Origin of the sequence: Enterobacter cloacae complex sp. 277I4, from assembly GCF_050031465.1 — a bacterium.
Lineage (GTDB): Bacteria > Pseudomonadota > Gammaproteobacteria > Enterobacterales > Enterobacteriaceae > Enterobacter > Enterobacter cloacae.
In genome coordinates, this window is record NZ_JBLGWC010000001.1 from 482628 (window position 1) to 498334 (window position 15707).

Here is a 15707-nt window from a genome sequence, read left to right on the forward strand (position 1 = left end):
AACCAATCCGTAACAATTACAGGATGGCCTTGACGCTCTCCGCCAGAGAGGTCGTTGGTCGCCCAATCAGTTTGCTCAGCGTATGGCTATCGTCAAAGAGCCCGCCTTTAGATGCGCCCACATCAGAGTCCGCCAGCATATCCGCCAACCCGGCAGGCAGGCCGACACTCTTCAGCGCAGCGGCGAAATCCGCTTCGCTCATGTTCTGATAAACCACCGGTTTACCGCTCTGCTTGCTCAGTTCAGCCGCCAGTTCGCTCAGCGTCCACGCGCTGTCGCCTGCCAGTTCATAGACCTTGCCAGCGTGGCCCTCTTCCGAAACCACTTTTGCCGCCGCCGCCGCGTAATCCGCACGGGTGGCTGAGGCGATTTTGCCTTCACCTGCGGCACCGATAAACACGCCGTGTTCCAGCGCAGGCGGCGCGCTCGCCAGGTAGTTTTCGGTATACCAGCCGTTGCGCAGCAGGGCATAAGGAATGCCGGATGTTGCCAGCGCTTTTTCCGTAGCAACGTGCTCAACGTGCAGGCCCAGCGGTGAGTTATCCGCATGCAGCAGGCTGGTGTAGGCGATAAATGTCACGCCAGCCGCTTTGGCAGCGTTGATGACGTTCTGGTGCTGCGTGGCGCGCTGACCCACTTCGCTGGATGAGATCAGCAGCAGTTTCTTCACACCCTTCAGCGCCGTGGTCAACGCGGCCTGGTCGGTGTAATCGCCCTGACGAACCACAATACCCTGCTGGCTCAGGGCTTCCGCTTTCGCCGGGTTACGCACAATGGCGACAATCTGGTTTGCCGGGACGGTTTTTAACAGCTGTTCGATAACGAGGCGGCCAAGCTGGCCGGTAGCGCCGGTAATCGCGATCATGATCAATCTCCTTCGTGTTTGTCTGGTGTTGTGGCACACTAGCACCATAACTAACTTTTAGTAAGTACGTACAAAAAGGTAAGTATTAAATGACGATACCGACACTCAGCGAACAAATGCGCGATGGTAACCTCTTCGCGGAGCAGTGCCCGTCCAGAGAGGTGCTCAAACATGTCACCAGCCGCTGGGGGGTTCTGATCCTGGTGGCGCTACGTGAGGGAACGCACCGCTTCAGCGATCTGCGCCGTAAAATGGGCGGCGTGAGCGAGAAGATGCTGGCCCAGTCGCTGCAGGCACTGGAGCATGACGGTTTTGTCGATCGCGTTTCGTATCCTGTTGTACCGCCGCATGTTGAGTATAGCCTGACGCCGCTTGGCGTAGAGGTGAGCGAGAAAGTGGCCGCGCTGGCGGACTGGATAGAGGTGAATACGCCAAAAGTAATGGCGAACCGGGATGAGCGGGCAGCGTAATAGCCGGGAATGTGCGGTCTGATACCCTCACTCTAACCCTCTCCCACAGGGCTGGGTTCCCCACAAAATAATGCCTGCACGGAGGACCCCCTCTCCCTTGAGGGAGAGGGTTGGGGTGAGGGGGAACATATGGCTGTAGAGGTCATTCCGTTCACTTTATGTTCCTTGCTACTCTGTAACGGCATGACTTGTGAACGTGCCAGGGCGGCTCAGTCGCCACCACCCTGGCGACCCGGGCTCCCGGCGGTAAATCGCCGCTTCGCGGTGCCTTCGGCTTATTCCTTCCGGCTTATCGGGGACGGGCGGATGTAACGTCCCTGTAAAGCCGCCCTCTCGGCGCATCCATGCGCCTCGCCCCGGCCTGCAGGAAACGCCTCAGCGATTTACAGCCGGACCAGGGCGTCGCTATAAGTCATTCATTTTCCTGAAGCAACATTCATCGCTTTCGGTAAAAAATTACTGGGGATCCCTCAGCCCACAGGGAGAGGGAATAAACACTAAAAACGGCAACGTGCGTTGCCGTTTTGCTTTTACTTACTTAAATCCACCTGATAAATGGCGAACCCGATATCATCCGTCGCAACCTTCTTCATAGGATACTGCGCCTTCTCCTTAATAAACGCCGCAGCCTTATCCGACGGAGACGTTTCAATGCGAATATCCAGTGGGGTATCGCTGTGGATCGGGGCCAGACGCCAGTTGTTATCGACCGCCGGATGAATTTCTCCCGCCTTTTTCGACTCTGCGCTGATCCAGGCGGCCAGCACTGAGCGGTTCTCATCCGGAGAAGCAAAGGCAATGTGGCTATCGCCGGTGCCGGCAAATTTGCCGCCATACGCGCGATAGTTATTGGTCACCACCAGGAAGGTGGCCGCCGGATCGACAGGCTTGCCCTTGAAGGTCAGGTTTTTGATGCGCTCTGCCTGCGGGTTAATCGCCTGGCACTCACCGTCATATTTCGCCGGCTGGGTGACATCAATCTGATAATCCACCCCGTCGATAACGTCGAAGTTATAGGTGCGGAACCCGTCCCAGTTAATCAACGACTGCGGCTTGCTGCTCTTCGGATCGATCTGGTTAAACTGCCCGGCGGAGCATTCCAGCCACTCTTTCACCTCTTTACCCGTTGCTTTAACCACGACCAGCGTGTTCGGGTAGAGATAGAGATCGGCGGCGTTACGGAACGTCAGATGGCCTTTTTCCACTTCAACATAGCTGGCCGGGTCATTTTTACGTCCGCCCACTTTGAACGGTGCGGCGGCGGAAAGCACTGGCAGGTTGGCTAAGTCCGGATCGCCCTGAACAAAATGTTCGGCATAGGCTTTCTGCGCCATGTTGACCACCTGAACGGTTGGGTCATCCTGTATCAGCGCCAGATAGCTGTACATGTTGTCGGCGGATTTGCCGATCGGCTTGCTAACGAATTCGCGGGTGGCGTCGTGGTCATGCTTGAGCACGTCGAGGAGTTTTTGGTCTTCAGCCGCCAGTGATTTTTTGGCGGCAGCATCGTAAATGGGGCGCGCTTCGGCTTTGGATCCGGTCACCTTCCAGCTGCCGCTGTCGTTATTGAGTACCAGATCCACCACGCCAAGATGATCGCCCCACATGCCGGGCATTACCGCCGGCACGCCGTTGAGCGTTCCCTTGTCGATGTCTGCCCCTTTGATGCTGGCAAAATCCTTACCCGGGAAGACCGCATGAGCGTGGCCGAAGAGGATCGCGTCCACGCCCGGCACTTCGCTCAGGTAGTAAACGGAGTTTTCCGCCATCACCTGGTACGGATCGGCAGAGAGGCCCGAGTGGGCGACAACGACCACAACATCCGCCCCTTTTTCACGCATCTCCGGTACATATTTACGCGCCGTTTCGGTGATGTCGTTAACGGTGACTTTGCCGGTGAGATTGGCTTTATCCCAGGTCATGATCTGGGGCGGTACAAAGCCGATGTAGCCAATTTTCAGCGTCTGCTTTTTACCGTCCTGATCAACAACCTCGGTCTCTTTAATCAGATAAGGGGTGAAAAGCGGCTTTTTGGTCTTAACGTCGATGATATTGGCGTTAACGTACGGGAATTTTGCGCCTGCCAGCGCATCGTGCAGGTATTTAAGACCATAGTTGAATTCGTGGTTACCGAGGTTGCCGACGATATAATCCAGGGTGTTCATCGCTTTATACACCGGGTGGATCTCGCCTTTTTTCAGCCCCTTTGCCGCCATGTAGTCACCCAGCGGACTCCCCTGAATCAAATCACCGTTGTCGACCAGCACGCTATTTTTCACTTCATTGCGGGCGGCATTGATCAAACTTGCCGTGCGTACCAGTCCGAATTTTTCCGTAGGGGTATCTTTGTAGTAATCGAAGTCCATCATATTGCTGTGCAGGTCGGTGGTTTCCAGAATACGGAGATCGACCGTCGCCGCCTGTACGCTCGCTGCAATCAGCGTCGCCAGGAGCGTTGCGCTAAACTTAATCATCAGAGGAGTCCTTTTTTCGATCCAGGCCACAAAAGAATATGTATCTATCGTTTGTTGCTTACAGAAGTGTGAATCCTGCCAGAAAAAAGGGCGATGAAACCGGAATTGCTTCACAGATAGCGGAATTGTTCACATTACGATATAAATAAAACAAAGAGTTATACCCACTGCGTTAACGAAGAGGTGGAGAATGTTAGATAAAATTTGTCAGCTCGCACGGGATGCGGGCGATGCCATCATGCAGGTGTATGACGGCGCACAACCGATGAACGTTGTCAGCAAGGCGGATGATTCCCCGGTCACGGCGGCGGATATCGCGGCGCATGGCGTGATCATGAAAGGGCTACAGGCACTCACGCCAGAGATCCCCGTGCTTTCCGAAGAAGCGCCGCAGAGCTGGGATGAGCGTCAGCACTGGCAGCGTTACTGGCTGGTCGATCCTCTGGACGGCACCAAAGAGTTTATCAAGCGTAACGGTGAATTCACCGTGAATATCGCTCTGATCGACAAGGGCAAGGCGGTGCTTGGGGTGGTTTACGCGCCGGTGATGAAAGTGATGTACAGCGCCGCAGAAGGCAAGGCCTGGAAGGAAGAGTGTGGTGTCCGCAAGCCGATCCAGGTGCGCGATGCGCGCCCTCCGCTGGTGGTCATCAGCCGCTCGCACAGCGACAGCGAGTTGGAAGAGTACCTGCAACAGTTGGGTGAACATCAGACGACCTCGATTGGCTCCTCGCTGAAATTCTGTCTGGTGGCGGAGGGGCAGGCGCAGCTCTATCCCCGTTTCGGGCCGACGAACATCTGGGACACGGCAGCCGGCCACGCGGTAGCCGCGGCCGCGGGTGCGCATGTTCATGACTGGCAGGGCAAGCCGCTGGACTACACCCCGCGCGAATCATTCCTCAATCCAGGCTTCCGGGTCTCTCTTTACTGAGCCAGCAGCTTGTGCAGCAGATCAACCACCTGCTGCACCTCTTCCTGGGTTAACGCCCCGTCTTTTACCCACTGCACCTGGCCGTTTTTATCCAGCACGATAATCGCGGAACTCTCTTCCTCAAGCTGCCAGGCTTTGCGCGTCACGCCGTTGCTGTCGACAATAAACTGCGACCACGGGTAGAGCTTTTTGTTGCTCTCAAGGCTTGAGCGTACAAACATCCCGGAGCCAGGGATGGCATCGTCGGTATTCACAATGGTGGTGGTCTGATAGCGGTCATGCGGGAATTTTGCGGCCTTGATCGCTTCCACCAGGTTTGCGTTTTTCTCTTTTGCAGATGTACGACCGGCAATATGTTGTACAACTCTCACTTTGCCCGCGAGCTGCGCGCTATTCCACGGTTTGTAGCTAAACTTATCATTGTCGAGAATCAATTCTCCCCGGTCAGCAATGCCGACTGGCGGTACGCGTTGTCCTTTTTCAATGTTGTGGGCACTCGCCCACAGGGGCAGGAGCAGGCATGCGGCTGCAAGAATGTTACGTAGGGTCATGGTGTTTCCTTATTGTATGCAGGTGATCCGACCACTTGGTCTTACGCTTTTAATCATAAGTGCGATCAATGGGCTTTTCCCGCAATCCCGATGCCAGTTTGCGGGCGAACGCACATATCCATAAAAAAACGACGGCTTATACTGCCTGTAGTCACAGTTTGAAAAGATTATTCTGAATAATTGTAATCAAACGGTAAATAAACTTATGCACACTGGGTAACTACGTAGTTCTGGTCTATAGTCATTGGGCAACAAAATTTGCGCTCAGAACAGTCGGGCCGATTGTGGCGCCGCAAGAGCGTATGATTCGCAGGAGATACAAGAATGAAAATTTTCCAACGCTACAACCCGCTTCAGGTGGCGAAGTACGTGAAGATCCTGTTCCGTGGACGGTTGTATATCAAGGATGTTGGCGCTTTTGAGTTTGATAAGGGCAAGATCCTTGTCCCAAAAGTGAAGGACAAACAGCACTTGTCTGTGATGTCCGAAGTCAACCGTCAGGTTATGCGTCTGCAAACTGAGATGGCTTAACCTACGTGCTATGCAGTAGTTAAAAAAACGGCTCCCGATGGGAGCCGTTGATGTTTGTGGGGAGAAGTATAACTCTGACTCTGTTGTATCGGTGAATTTCTGGTTGCCACTTTCCAGAGGAAGTATGAGTTTGTGTAGTTATTCTTAAACTCTCTTTCAGTGCTCTCGTTTTGATATAAAACAATAAAAAATTGATTCTCTATTGGCCTTATTGAATAACGAATAAAGAATGCTCATCTCATTAACGAAAAGGAGTTTTAAGGATGGCTATTCCTGCTTATTTATGGCTGAAGGATGATGGTGGTGCGTTAATAAAAGGTGCTGTTGACGTACAAGATAGAGAGTCAAGTATAGAGATCAATGGGTTTTCACATAATGTATCTATTCCAACAGATCCATTGACAGGAAAAATTACCGGAACAAGGAAGCACTCAAGTATCCTCTTTATGAAAGAATTTGATTGTTCATCTCCCTATCTGTTCAAGGCGGTTTGTACCGGCCAAACGTTAATAAGCGCAGAGTTTAAATGGTATCGTATTAACGATGCGGGTCAGGAAGTTGAGTATAACAACATGTTTCTTGAAAACGTAAAAATTGTCGGAGTTTCTCCTGTCATGCATGATACGAAAGATGCTTCGAAAGAGAAACATAATCACCTTGAATGTGTTGAGATGCGATATGAAAAAATAACATGGAAACACTGTGATGGGAATTTGCTCTTTTCCGATAGCTGGAACGAAAGGGCATAACATGAGACGTCCAGCAATCGCTGTTAAGCCTCAACCTCCTTATGATATTTCTTCATTTTCTCCACCTGGCGTTTCATTATCAAACAACATGATGATTGCGCGGTTCCATCATGGCCCGTCAGCGCTGACCTACTTATGGTTTTATAAGCAAGTAAAAGGGCATGGCCCTTGGGATTATAAAAACATATTAGGTAGGCAATACGAAAATTTTGGAAATTTTCATTTCGGAGCGGTAGGCATTGCCGCCGGAATTGAACCCGAGATATTATTGCGGGCAGCCGGACTTGCTCAAATTCTTGCAGGGACCAGCGACCCTAGTTTTAAAAATTATCAAGGGCCGGATTCACATGGGGATGATCCAACCGATCAGACATGGATTAGAGCAGGAATAGACTATGCTCAACGCTCTGGTTTTTAAAAAGAAGTGGCTATATATAATCGTCGTGATTATTTTGTTAGGGTGTGGCATATGGCGTGTAGTTGATGAATTTCTTTACCTTGAACAAGATATTATACGCCGAGAGAAAGTTGGTGAGTTGTCAACTTTAATTATTACTGAAAGTAATGCTGGAGCAACCACTCCATATGTATACCAATATTACCTATACTCTGCGAAAAAATCGGATGCGGATTTTTTTAATGATCTAAGAAGTGGCTATGAACCTTTCCTGGTGACTACCGCCTCAGATGTGTATGTAAAAATTGTAGATAATTCTATCCATCTTATGGTTAGTGGTGACATCTTTAAATTTAATAACGTTGCCGGCTATAGTTTTATATATATGGATTCATCACCGTTCTAAATTTTTTTATCAATGTAGGATACGTACTGCATATGAATGAAAAAAGAAAGGGCAGTTAATCACTGCCCTTTAGTTATCACGCCGACACCTTCTCTTCCGCATCCGGCAGTTTCGGCACCAGCACGGTCGGTTTGTTATCAATACGCGTCACCAGCAGCTGGTCGATGCGGTAATTATCAATATCCACCACTTCAAACTTGTAGCCGGAGAACTTCACCGAGTCGGTGCGCTTCGGGATTTTACGCAGCATAAACATCATAAAGCCGCCGATGGTCTCGTAGTTGCCTGACTGCGGGAACTCGTCGATATCCAGCACGCGCATCACGTCGTCGATTGGCGTTGCGCCGTCAATCAGCCATGAGTTCTCATCACGCGCCACAATCTGCTCTTCCAGACCCTGGCCGACCAGGTCACCCATCAGCGTGGTCATGACGTCGTTGAGGGTAATGATGCCCACCACCAGCGCGTATTCGTTCATGATAACGGCGAAGTCTTCACCGGCGGTTTTGAAACTTTCCAGCGCTTCAGAGAGCGTCAACGTGTCCGGTACAATCAGGGTATTGCGGATCTGCACGCCGCTGTTAAGCGCCAGGCTTTGGTTCGCCAGCACGCGGTTCAGCAGATCTTTGGAGTCCACATAGCCGATGATGTGGTCGATATCTTCATTACAGACCAGGAATTTAGAGTGCGGGTGCTCCGCGACTTTATTCTTCAGGCTCTGCTCATCTTCATGCAGATCGAACCAAATCACGCTTTCACGGCCCGTCATGGAAGAGGGCACGGTACGGGATTCCAGCTCGAACACATTTTCGATCAGCTCATGCTCTTGCTTACGCAGCACCCCGGCCAGCGCACCGGCTTCTACCACGGCGTAGATGTCGTCGGAGGTGATGTCATCTTTACGCACCATCGGCAGTTTAAAGATGCGGAAGATGACGTTCGCCAGGCCGTTGAAGAACCACACCAGCGGACGGAACACGAACAGGCAGAAGCGCATCGGGTTGATGATACGCAAAGCCACAGCTTCTGGCGCAATCATACCGATGCGTTTCGGGGTCAGGTCAGCGAACAGGATGAACATCCCGGTGACCAGCGAGAAGGAGAGAATAAAGCTCATCTGCTCGGCAAGTTCGGCGGACATGTACTGCACGAACAGGCTGTAAAAGGCCGGAGAAAATGCTGCATCCCCCACGATACCGCCGAGAATAGCGACCGCGTTCAGGCCAATTTGTACCACGGTGAAGAACGTTCCAGGATTTTCCTGCATCTTCAGGATACGGGAAGCATTGATATTGCCTTCGTCGGCAAGCAGCTTAAGTTTGATTTTACGGGACGCGGCCAGCGAGATCTCGGATATCGAGAAAAATGCGCTGACGGCTATCAGACAAAGTATTACTAAAATACTGTTTAACATAGTTTATCCGGCTTCTCGCCAGATCCTCGGAAGGGAAGTTGATACCATTTGTGTGGAAACACATTGAACGTCAGCTCGTAGCGTTGAGCTGATTATTTCAGCGGGTAGTATAGCGTAAAGAGATGTAAACCTGCCAGAGGTCACATTTTTGTGTACTAATGGGAAATCCGCGGGGAGCAGGTCACAACAATCGTTTGTTTTCAATATGTTGTGGTTATAAAATGTGCAGATCGTTACCAAAAGGAGTTGGTATGAGTTTTAGCTTACCGGGATTTAACTTGTTTTACCTGTCCAGGGATAACCTTGAACCAGAGAAGTATGAGTTGATTACTCGCCCTTCTGTCACGTGGGATTACATCAGACAGGAGTATGAATTCGATGACAGGTATCGTGATCATTTTCATGTCGAAGGGCTCAGGCCACGACCAACCTGTTCGCGTAGCTACGCTTATCAAAACAATCATTCAAATGGATTCAACACAGAAAGGCGGCTGAGATACCTTGTCTTCAGAGGTGAAGTTGTGACGTTAAACCGTTACGGTTCCCCTGGAGAACTTTTCTATATTGATGAAGAAGGCCAGCTTATCTGCAGGAATTACCATGTGTTTGAAATGAACGGGGCTGAACGGATCCTGAGAGAATACAGGAATTCTGTCGGATGCAGGTACTACCGTTCAGGAAAGCCCCGCCCAACTTCGTTTGCTTTATCTTTCTCAGGCGGAATATCAGCACCCGCTTCTGAGCCGACATACCAGACAATTAACAGCAAGGCTGCAGGACGTCTACTGGCGGCTGGCGGTGTTTACAATGGTAACGTTGAGGGATTCAGGAAAACAGCTGAGCAGTTAGGTGGAGATGCTGTTAAGGGGTATGATCAGGTTCTGAATGAACAAACGGCGGGTACTGCTATTGCGGCGGCTTCAATTCTGTTAGCGAAACGACCTAATAGCGAGTCTTTTGGAGAAGTGTATAACTACTTAGGTAAAGTAAGAGGAGAGACAAAACTATTAAACAATATAGAAGTGAAAGAAATAAATTATATAAAACGTGATCCTTCTGAAACTATGTTACTGAGGAAAGAATTTAATAACACAGTGAGGAAGAAATTTCTTAATCAATTATCCAGTTCTTCAGATGCAGCTAACGTCTTCGAACCTTCAGATTTGTTCAAAATGAGTAAGGGTACAGTACCAGATGGCTGGGAAGTTCATCATAAACTACCATTGGATGATGGTGGCACAAATGCCTTTGATAACTTATCATTGATTGAAAAAGAACCGTTTCATAAGGTGTTAACAAATATGCAGAGAACATCGACAAGAGGTATGCTACCGGGAGAGAGCAAAGTAACTCCATGGGTTATGCCTACTGGTTCGATTTATCCGCTTAAATAATTTGATGGGTATGAAAATGAAATCAAATGTAACAGATCTACTAATAGAATTAAGAAAGATGATGACCGATTTAGAATACCCAGTACAGCAACCTATTAACACATCATTTCTTGATAGTCTAACAAAAGGACATAGAAATACTGCATCACCAATACTGGATCAAATTGGAAATGAAACGTGTCTTCTTTTAGCTAATCAACCTGATTATACTACATTCATCAAAACAATGGATGGATTTGAGTATAATGGGCTGACAATGTTTAGTTTATCAATTCCAGAACCAATAGTTAAAAATTTGTTCATTATGAATGAGTTTTATCGTAATAATGATTATTTAGATCCCGAATTACAAGAACGATTGGTTATTGGGGAGGATGGAATGTCATTGTTTACTTATGATACAAAAATGAATTTATTTGAAATTCGTGACAATGCCTCTACAGAGTCGATATATGGTTCCTTTGATAATTTCAATGACTTTTTAAGTGAAATAGTTGACTCTGTAAAATAAAAATTATTTCAGTGAATCTAAATCCACTTATAGGTCTAACATTACAGCTAGTAAGAGGCCGGGCTGGCGGGGAACCGGCCCGGCGAGACGCGCTATTTTGCGGCCGATAACCCGACGTTGTTCACTGCACGACGGGTAGCATCGCCTCCCCACACCTGATCGTACTCATAGCCTGTGAGCTGTTTTATCACCACACGGGTATTGGCATCGCAGTCGCGGTAATCACCGCCCAGCTTACGGCGGGCAATCTCCTTGAGAAGCAGCTTATGCGTCTCGCGGGTGAGCTTGAACTTATAGGTAGTGAAGAAGCTCACCGCCAGCAGGGCTGCCGTCGCGAAGATCATCAGGCCTATAATCGCCCCCAGCGCGCTTTCAGGCTGTGCGCCGCCTCCCTTCACAAAGCCGGACTCCTGCAGGACCAGGCCAATAATCATGATGGCGATCGCCACGGTGCTTTTGCGGGTCAGGACCATTACCCCGGCAAAAATCCCTTCGCGGCGCTGCTGCGTCACCATCTCGTCAATATCAGGAATGAAGCTGTAGATATTCCACGGTATGTAATAGAGGCCTGCTCGGGTGGCGCCCAGCAGGATAAAGACCGCCGTGAACAGCAGCGTGGGCACCTGGGTTTTGGTCAGGTAGACCGTAAACAGGAACACCAGCACGAAGAAGATCCCGCCGTAAGAGAGGCGCAAAGCGGCAGAAGGTGAGACATTCAGCCTGTTCAGCAACAGCATAAATCCATATGTGCCAGGTACCGAGGCGAAAGCCGCAATGCTCAGCCAGCCGGAGACGGCTGCCGCGTCCTGGCTCAGACAATACACGACATAATAGGTAAAGACCGAACCGAATACGTCCATCGCCGTAAATGAAAAGATATAAATAATAATATGCAGGCGGAACGCGCGAATACGGAAAGAGGAAAAGAGATCCAGCACCAGATATTTCAGGTGATTAATTAATCCGCTGCTGCGCTGTTTATCCACTTTAAACGTGGATGGCTGTTGCATATCTTTCGCTTCCCAGGTGGTATACCAGGTAATAAATACCGCAATACAGAATACGCAGGAGAATATCAGCCCGGTAAGAGTATAGGTAAACGGATTATCTTTCCCCGTGAACTGCATAATGACGCCGGGAACGGAAACCGCAAGAAAGCCGCCGAGCTGAGAGCAGATCATGCGCACGCCGGAGAGACGGCTACGCTCTTCATACCGGTTAGTCATCTCAGCGGCCAGGGTTTCCCAGGGCACCAGAACCATCGCTGACAATAGCTCAATAGAGAGGTAAGTGCCCAGGTAATACCAGTAACCCATGTCCGTAAGCCACAGCAGGGCATACAGAAACATTAAGGGCGAACTGAGTAATAAAAAGAAGCGGCGACGGCCAAATTTACGCCCGAGCCAGGTATCACCGAAATTATCAGTAATATAACCCATAATTGGGCTTAATAACGCATCAATGACGCGAGCAATAGCAAATATCGAACCCGCTTCGACGACAGAGAGCCCGCAATAGGTGGTGTAAAAAAATAAAAGCCAGGTGCCGATAATGGCGAAAGCGCCTCCGCCAAACAGATCGGTTATACCGTAGCCGAGCGCCACGCCATAACCCACTCTACGTTCAGTTGGTTTGACCATAATAATATCCAGTGTAGGGTAATGATTAACCCGATCTGTCGGGTCGTTTTTTATTTACTGCTGGAATACAAATTACGTTCTATTAATTGATTTCTATCCATTGCCTTAATTGAGATGATCGATAAATAGCCTCCACAAGGGTGAGTGATTTCCCGGCTTCACGGATATCGGTGTAATCCGTGTAACCGGGGTGGGTGATAGCTTGATAAAAACGACGGATCGCCTGCTGGTGGCCCAGCCCCCAGTAGCTTTTGACCGAACCGTCCGGGGAGTCGTCGCAGGTGAGCCTGACGCGCTCACCCGGCGTCACGCGCCAGAGCGTGTTGTCGTTGAGCAGCAGCGAGCCCTGCTCGCAGTGGATCTCCATCAGAAGCGGGGAATCAGTGGTATTGCAGTTGCTGGCGTAAAACAGGCCGCGCGCGCCGTTAGCAAAGTGCAGCGTGGCCATCGCGCTGTCTTCACCTTCCGTCACGTCCGCCAGTTCACCGCTATCCACCACGCCTTTCACACGCGTCACGCCGCCGGCGAACCACTGCATCAGGTCGAGGGTATGAATGGCCTGGTTGATCAGCAGGCTACCCCCTTCCGTAGCCAGTCGCCCACGCCACGGACTTTGGGTGTAGTACGCGCCCGAGCGTGACCACGTCAGCACCGCTTTGATGCTGAGCATTTTTCCCAGCTCGCCTTCGTCCAGCGCCTGGCGAATGCGCAGGCTGGTGGGGTTGAGCCGGTTCTGATAACACACGCCGAGCAGACCCGTAGCCTGGTCAGCGGCGCGGGTGATATCCACCAGTTCGCTGCTGTTCATGCCCACCGGTTTTTCGCAGAACACATGCTTTCCGGCGGCGAGGGCCGCCAGAATCATGCTTTTATGCTCAAAGTGCGGAGTGCAGATATGGACCACATCGATGGCATCATCCATCAGCATCTCCCGGTAATCCTGATAGAAGCGGCACTGATAGCCCAGTGCCAGCTTCAGCCCTTTGACGCTGTCGATATCTGCCAGCGCACGCAGCGCAACGTTGGGGAGCTGGCGCAGCGCATTCACGTGGCAGCCGTGAATCGCTCCGGCGCCGATCACCGCCGTGTTCAGGAGCTTCATTGTCGCCTCCCGTTATGCTGTTGCGTTGGCCAGCATCTGTGCCCTCACGCAGAGCTCCGCCGCCTTAAAGGCGTGAGCCTGGGTCATGGCATGTTCAGTACGATGCAAACAGTCGAGGATCAGTTCGCCAAAGAACGGGAATCCGACCTGGCCGGCGACCGGATAACGGAACTCCCCCTCGTTATTGACGAGATACACTACGTCCTGTTCACCACGGGTGAGATCGACATATTTGCGGATCTCGATATAGCCTTCGGTGCCCAGCAGCGTCAGGCGGCCATCGCCCCAGGTCGAGAGCCCGTCAGGGGTAAACCAGTCGCAGCGGAAATAGCCGCTGGCGCCGTTTTCCCCTTTCAGCATGGCATCGCCAAAATCTTCGAAGGCGGGGTACTGGGGGTGTTTAACGTTCCGTACCTGGCTTGCCACCACGGTGGCGTCGCTGTTGCCGGTGTAAAACAGGAACTGCTCAATCTGATGGCTGCCAATATCGCACAGAATGCCGCCGAAATAGCGCCGATCGTAGAACCAGTCCGGGCGGCCGGTCCCTTCCCGGTGCGGGCCCGTTCCCAGCGTTTGTACGACGCGGCCAATGGCCCCTTGCTGCACCAGCTGTCCGGCAAAGACCGCGCTCTCAACATGCAGGCGTTCGCTGTAATACACGGCGTATTTCCGGCCCGTTTTTTCCACCATGGCTTTGGCATCTGCCAGTTGTTCAAGGGTGGTAAGGGGGGCTTTATCGGTGAAGTAATCTTTGCCTGCGGCCATCGCTTTTAGCCCCAGCGCGCAGCGCTCGGCGGGAATGGCGGCGCCAGCTACCAGACGCACCTCATCGTCGGCGAGTATGACATCCAGGGAGTCTGCAACCCTGGCCTGCGGATACTGCTGAATGAATTTATCCACTTTTGCCGGATCGGGGTCGTAGACCCATTTCAGCGTGGCGCCCGCTTCAATCAGGCCGTTACTCATGCCGTAGATATGGCCGTGGTCGAGCGCGGCAGCGGCAAAGACAAACTCTCCTTCCCTGACAACGGGCTGAGGTTTACCCACTGGCGCGTAGTTCATGCCGTCATTTTTGTTCATGGTGTTACTCCTTCATCCAGATCTTTGCCCAGGGGAATCGCACCGACTTCGCTGAAGTTGGCGACGCTTGCGGATTTTTCATAAAAACGGGGGGCGAGGGCGTTGGTCCCGCCGGTACGGTAAAACGGATCGTCGCGTTGAATCGGCAGCGAAACCACGCAGCGGGTGATGGCGGATTTATAGATCGCGGTTATCAGCTCCAGGGAGCGTTTGCCCTGCAGGCCATCCACTAACGGCGCCGTGCCGTGCTCAATGGCATACAGCAGGTCGTTAATCTGCCCGGTGTGCAGCGTCCATTCGAGCTTCGGCGTCTCGTGAAAAACGGCGTTAAGCTGCGCTTCCCGTTGCCGGTCCCGATCCTCCTGGGGGAAGCCGTTATCAGCGCTGACGCTGGCAAAGGCCTGCCACGGTGCGGAGATGCGCGCCTTTTCACCCTGGATAATGATTTTCTGATCTTCGCCGTGGTGCACGACCGAGGCGGTTAGCTGAGTGAGTGCGCCGCTGGGGTATTTAAATATTGCCGCGCTGAGATCTTCGACTTCAGCGTTGTCGTGCGCCACGTTGGTCATCATGGCCACCACTTCAGACGGGAAGCCCAGCATCCACTGAATGGCGTCGATGTGGTGAACCGCGTGGTTAAGGGTGCAGCCGCCGCCCTCTTTTTCCCAGGTGCCGCGCCACCACAGGTCGTAGTAGCAATGTCCGCGCCACCAGAACGAGTCCACCTGGGCATGGCACACCTTGCCAGCAAGGCCCGAATCCAGCGCCGCTTTTAAACGCCAGAAGGCATCGGTAAAGCGGTTTTGAGCGATGATGGCGAGCAATTTACCGCTGGCCTGTTGCGCGGCGATCATGGCGTCGCACTCCTCCAGCGAGGCGGCCATCGGTTTTTCGCACAGCACATGGCAACCCGCATTGAGGGCATTAATGCTTATCTCTGCATGAACGTAGGGCGGCGTGCAGACGTCGACGATATCGATATCTGGCTCTGACGCCAGCATCTGCTCGTGGCTTTCATACACGCGTGCGTCCGTCAGGTTGTAGCGTGCTTTTTTCTCGTGGGCTTTTTCCGGGTAGATATCGACCAGCGCGACGATCCGGCAGCGTTGGCCAAACTGCAAATAACCCTGAATATGGTTATGCGAGATATTTCCTGTTCCCACGATAGCGACATTTAACATCGTTTCTTCTC

Annotated in this window: 16 protein-coding genes; 8 read left to right on the plus strand and 8 right to left on the minus strand. The window is 51.6% G+C overall.

All coding sequences use genetic code 11. From position 1 onward, the window contains the following. Positions 1 to 16: 16 nt before the first annotated feature. The gene (locus ACQG19_RS02315; RefSeq protein ID WP_226835549.1) at positions 17 to 865 is read right to left on the minus strand and encodes an SDR family oxidoreductase; all 849 of its coding nucleotides are present in this window, start codon (positions 863 to 865) and stop codon (positions 17 to 19) included. An 89-nt stretch (positions 866 to 954) separates the two neighbouring features. Between ACQG19_RS02315 and ACQG19_RS02320 the strand changes: the two genes are divergently transcribed. After that, entirely contained in the window at positions 955 to 1335 is a 381-nt protein-coding gene (locus ACQG19_RS02320) for a winged helix-turn-helix transcriptional regulator (protein WP_028027891.1), read from the plus strand. Between the two features lie 530 nt (positions 1336 to 1865). Here the strand turns inward: ACQG19_RS02320 and ACQG19_RS02325 are convergent. Then, positions 1866 to 3809 (minus strand): bifunctional 2',3'-cyclic-nucleotide 2'-phosphodiesterase/3'-nucleotidase, encoded by a 1944-nt coding sequence (locus ACQG19_RS02325; protein WP_013095321.1) that lies wholly within the window; start codon positions 3807 to 3809, stop codon positions 1866 to 1868. Between the two features lie 190 nt (positions 3810 to 3999). Here ACQG19_RS02325 and cysQ point away from each other — a divergent pair, with 190 nt between their 5' ends. Further along, the gene (gene cysQ / locus ACQG19_RS02330) at positions 4000 to 4740 is read left to right on the plus strand and encodes a 3'(2'),5'-bisphosphate nucleotidase CysQ (protein ID WP_013095322.1); all 741 of its coding nucleotides are present in this window, start codon (positions 4000 to 4002) and stop codon (positions 4738 to 4740) included. Here cysQ and ACQG19_RS02335 read toward each other — a convergent pair. Then, complete coding sequence (locus ACQG19_RS02335; RefSeq protein ID WP_013095323.1) at positions 4734 to 5291, minus strand: YtfJ family protein; 558 nt, start codon at positions 5289 to 5291, stop codon at positions 4734 to 4736. The two genes, cysQ and ACQG19_RS02335, sit on opposite strands and share 7 nt — an antisense overlap. Before the next feature lie 324 nt (positions 5292 to 5615). On the opposite strand from ACQG19_RS02335, the gene ACQG19_RS02340 reads away from it, so the two are divergent. The 4 genes from ACQG19_RS02340 (at position 5616) to ACQG19_RS02355 (ending at position 7374) form a co-directional block, all read left to right on the plus strand. After that, a complete protein-coding gene (locus ACQG19_RS02340; protein ID WP_008501430.1) occupies positions 5616 to 5822 on the plus strand; it encodes a DUF1107 domain-containing protein in 207 nt (68 codons plus the stop codon). Positions 5823 to 6085: 263 nt separating this feature from the next. Further along, positions 6086 to 6571, plus strand: coding sequence for an Hcp family type VI secretion system effector (locus ACQG19_RS02345; RefSeq protein ID WP_038418543.1), 486 nt, complete (start codon positions 6086 to 6088; stop codon positions 6569 to 6571). A gap of 1 nt (position 6572) precedes the next feature. Next, on the plus strand, positions 6573 to 6989 hold the full coding sequence (locus ACQG19_RS02350; protein ID WP_071885244.1) for a polymorphic toxin type 44 domain-containing protein: 417 nt from the start codon (positions 6573 to 6575) through the stop codon (positions 6987 to 6989). After that, positions 6967 to 7374: a hypothetical protein gene (locus ACQG19_RS02355; RefSeq protein ID WP_246932108.1), complete on the plus strand. Its 408-nt coding sequence runs from the start codon at positions 6967 to 6969 to the stop codon at positions 7372 to 7374. Before ACQG19_RS02350 ends, ACQG19_RS02355 begins: the two co-directional genes overlap by 23 nt. A 76-nt stretch (positions 7375 to 7450) precedes the next feature. Here the strand turns inward: ACQG19_RS02355 and ACQG19_RS02360 are convergent, their stop codons facing one another. Further along, on the minus strand, positions 7451 to 8788 hold the full coding sequence (locus ACQG19_RS02360; protein ID WP_013095324.1) for a hemolysin family protein: 1338 nt from the start codon (positions 8786 to 8788) through the stop codon (positions 7451 to 7453). A gap of 521 nt (positions 8789 to 9309) precedes the next feature. Between ACQG19_RS02360 and ACQG19_RS02365 the strand changes: the two genes are divergently transcribed. Continuing rightward, a complete protein-coding gene (locus ACQG19_RS02365) occupies positions 9310 to 10182 on the plus strand; it encodes an HNH endonuclease signature motif containing protein (protein ID WP_080397695.1) in 873 nt (290 codons plus the stop codon). A gap of 16 nt (positions 10183 to 10198) precedes the next feature. Beyond that, positions 10199 to 10693 (plus strand): YrhA family protein, encoded by a 495-nt coding sequence (locus ACQG19_RS02370; RefSeq protein WP_369700805.1) that lies wholly within the window; start codon positions 10199 to 10201, stop codon positions 10691 to 10693. A 92-nt stretch (positions 10694 to 10785) separates the two neighbouring features. Here the strand turns inward: ACQG19_RS02370 and ACQG19_RS02375 are convergent, their stop codons facing one another. The 4 genes from ACQG19_RS02375 to ACQG19_RS02390 all read right to left on the minus strand — a co-directional run bounded on the left by ACQG19_RS02375 (position 10786) and on the right by ACQG19_RS02390 (position 15696). Further along, positions 10786 to 12333: an MFS transporter gene (locus tag ACQG19_RS02375; RefSeq protein ID WP_222169096.1), complete on the minus strand. Its 1548-nt coding sequence runs from the start codon at positions 12331 to 12333 to the stop codon at positions 10786 to 10788. Between the two features lie 82 nt (positions 12334 to 12415). Next, positions 12416 to 13435, minus strand: a complete 1020-nt coding sequence (locus tag ACQG19_RS02380; RefSeq protein WP_102751783.1) for a Gfo/Idh/MocA family protein — start codon at positions 13433 to 13435, stop codon at positions 12416 to 12418. A 12-nt stretch (positions 13436 to 13447) separates the two neighbouring features. Then, on the minus strand, positions 13448 to 14515 hold the full coding sequence (locus tag ACQG19_RS02385) for a Gfo/Idh/MocA family protein (protein ID WP_102751782.1): 1068 nt from the start codon (positions 14513 to 14515) through the stop codon (positions 13448 to 13450). Continuing rightward, on the minus strand, positions 14512 to 15696 hold the full coding sequence (locus tag ACQG19_RS02390) for a Gfo/Idh/MocA family protein (RefSeq protein ID WP_020684407.1): 1185 nt from the start codon (positions 15694 to 15696) through the stop codon (positions 14512 to 14514). Before ACQG19_RS02390 ends, ACQG19_RS02385 begins: the two co-directional genes overlap by 4 nt. Positions 15697 to 15707: the final 11 nt, after the last annotated feature.

Excerpts from the sequence above, each read along its gene's own strand:
- ACQG19_RS02315 (WP_226835549.1), bottom strand. The coding sequence starts at position 865 with ATGATCGCGATTACCGGCGCTACCGGCCAGCTTGGCCGCCTCGTTATC.
- ACQG19_RS02320 (WP_028027891.1), top strand. The coding sequence starts at position 955 with ATGACGATACCGACACTCAGCGAACAAATGCGCGATGGTAACCTCTTC.
- ACQG19_RS02325 (WP_013095321.1), bottom strand. The coding sequence starts at position 3,809 with ATGATTAAGTTTAGCGCAACGCTCCTGGCGACGCTGATTGCAGCGAGC.
- cysQ (WP_013095322.1), top strand. The coding sequence starts at position 4,000 with ATGTTAGATAAAATTTGTCAGCTCGCACGGGATGCGGGCGATGCCATC.
- ACQG19_RS02335 (WP_013095323.1), bottom strand. The coding sequence starts at position 5,291 with ATGACCCTACGTAACATTCTTGCAGCCGCATGCCTGCTCCTGCCCCTG.
- ACQG19_RS02340 (WP_008501430.1), top strand. The coding sequence starts at position 5,616 with ATGAAAATTTTCCAACGCTACAACCCGCTTCAGGTGGCGAAGTACGTG.
- ACQG19_RS02345 (WP_038418543.1), top strand. The coding sequence starts at position 6,086 with ATGGCTATTCCTGCTTATTTATGGCTGAAGGATGATGGTGGTGCGTTA.
- ACQG19_RS02350 (WP_071885244.1), top strand. The coding sequence starts at position 6,573 with ATGAGACGTCCAGCAATCGCTGTTAAGCCTCAACCTCCTTATGATATT.
- ACQG19_RS02355 (WP_246932108.1), top strand. The coding sequence starts at position 6,967 with ATGCTCAACGCTCTGGTTTTTAAAAAGAAGTGGCTATATATAATCGTC.
- ACQG19_RS02360 (WP_013095324.1), bottom strand. The coding sequence starts at position 8,788 with ATGTTAAACAGTATTTTAGTAATACTTTGTCTGATAGCCGTCAGCGCA.
- ACQG19_RS02370 (WP_369700805.1), top strand. The coding sequence starts at position 10,199 with ATGAAATCAAATGTAACAGATCTACTAATAGAATTAAGAAAGATGATG.
- ACQG19_RS02375 (WP_222169096.1), bottom strand. The coding sequence starts at position 12,333 with ATGGTCAAACCAACTGAACGTAGAGTGGGTTATGGCGTGGCGCTCGGC.
- ACQG19_RS02380 (WP_102751783.1), bottom strand. The coding sequence starts at position 13,435 with ATGAAGCTCCTGAACACGGCGGTGATCGGCGCCGGAGCGATTCACGGC.
- ACQG19_RS02385 (WP_102751782.1), bottom strand. The coding sequence starts at position 14,515 with ATGAACAAAAATGACGGCATGAACTACGCGCCAGTGGGTAAACCTCAG.
- ACQG19_RS02390 (WP_020684407.1), bottom strand. The coding sequence starts at position 15,696 with ATGTTAAATGTCGCTATCGTGGGAACAGGAAATATCTCGCATAACCAT.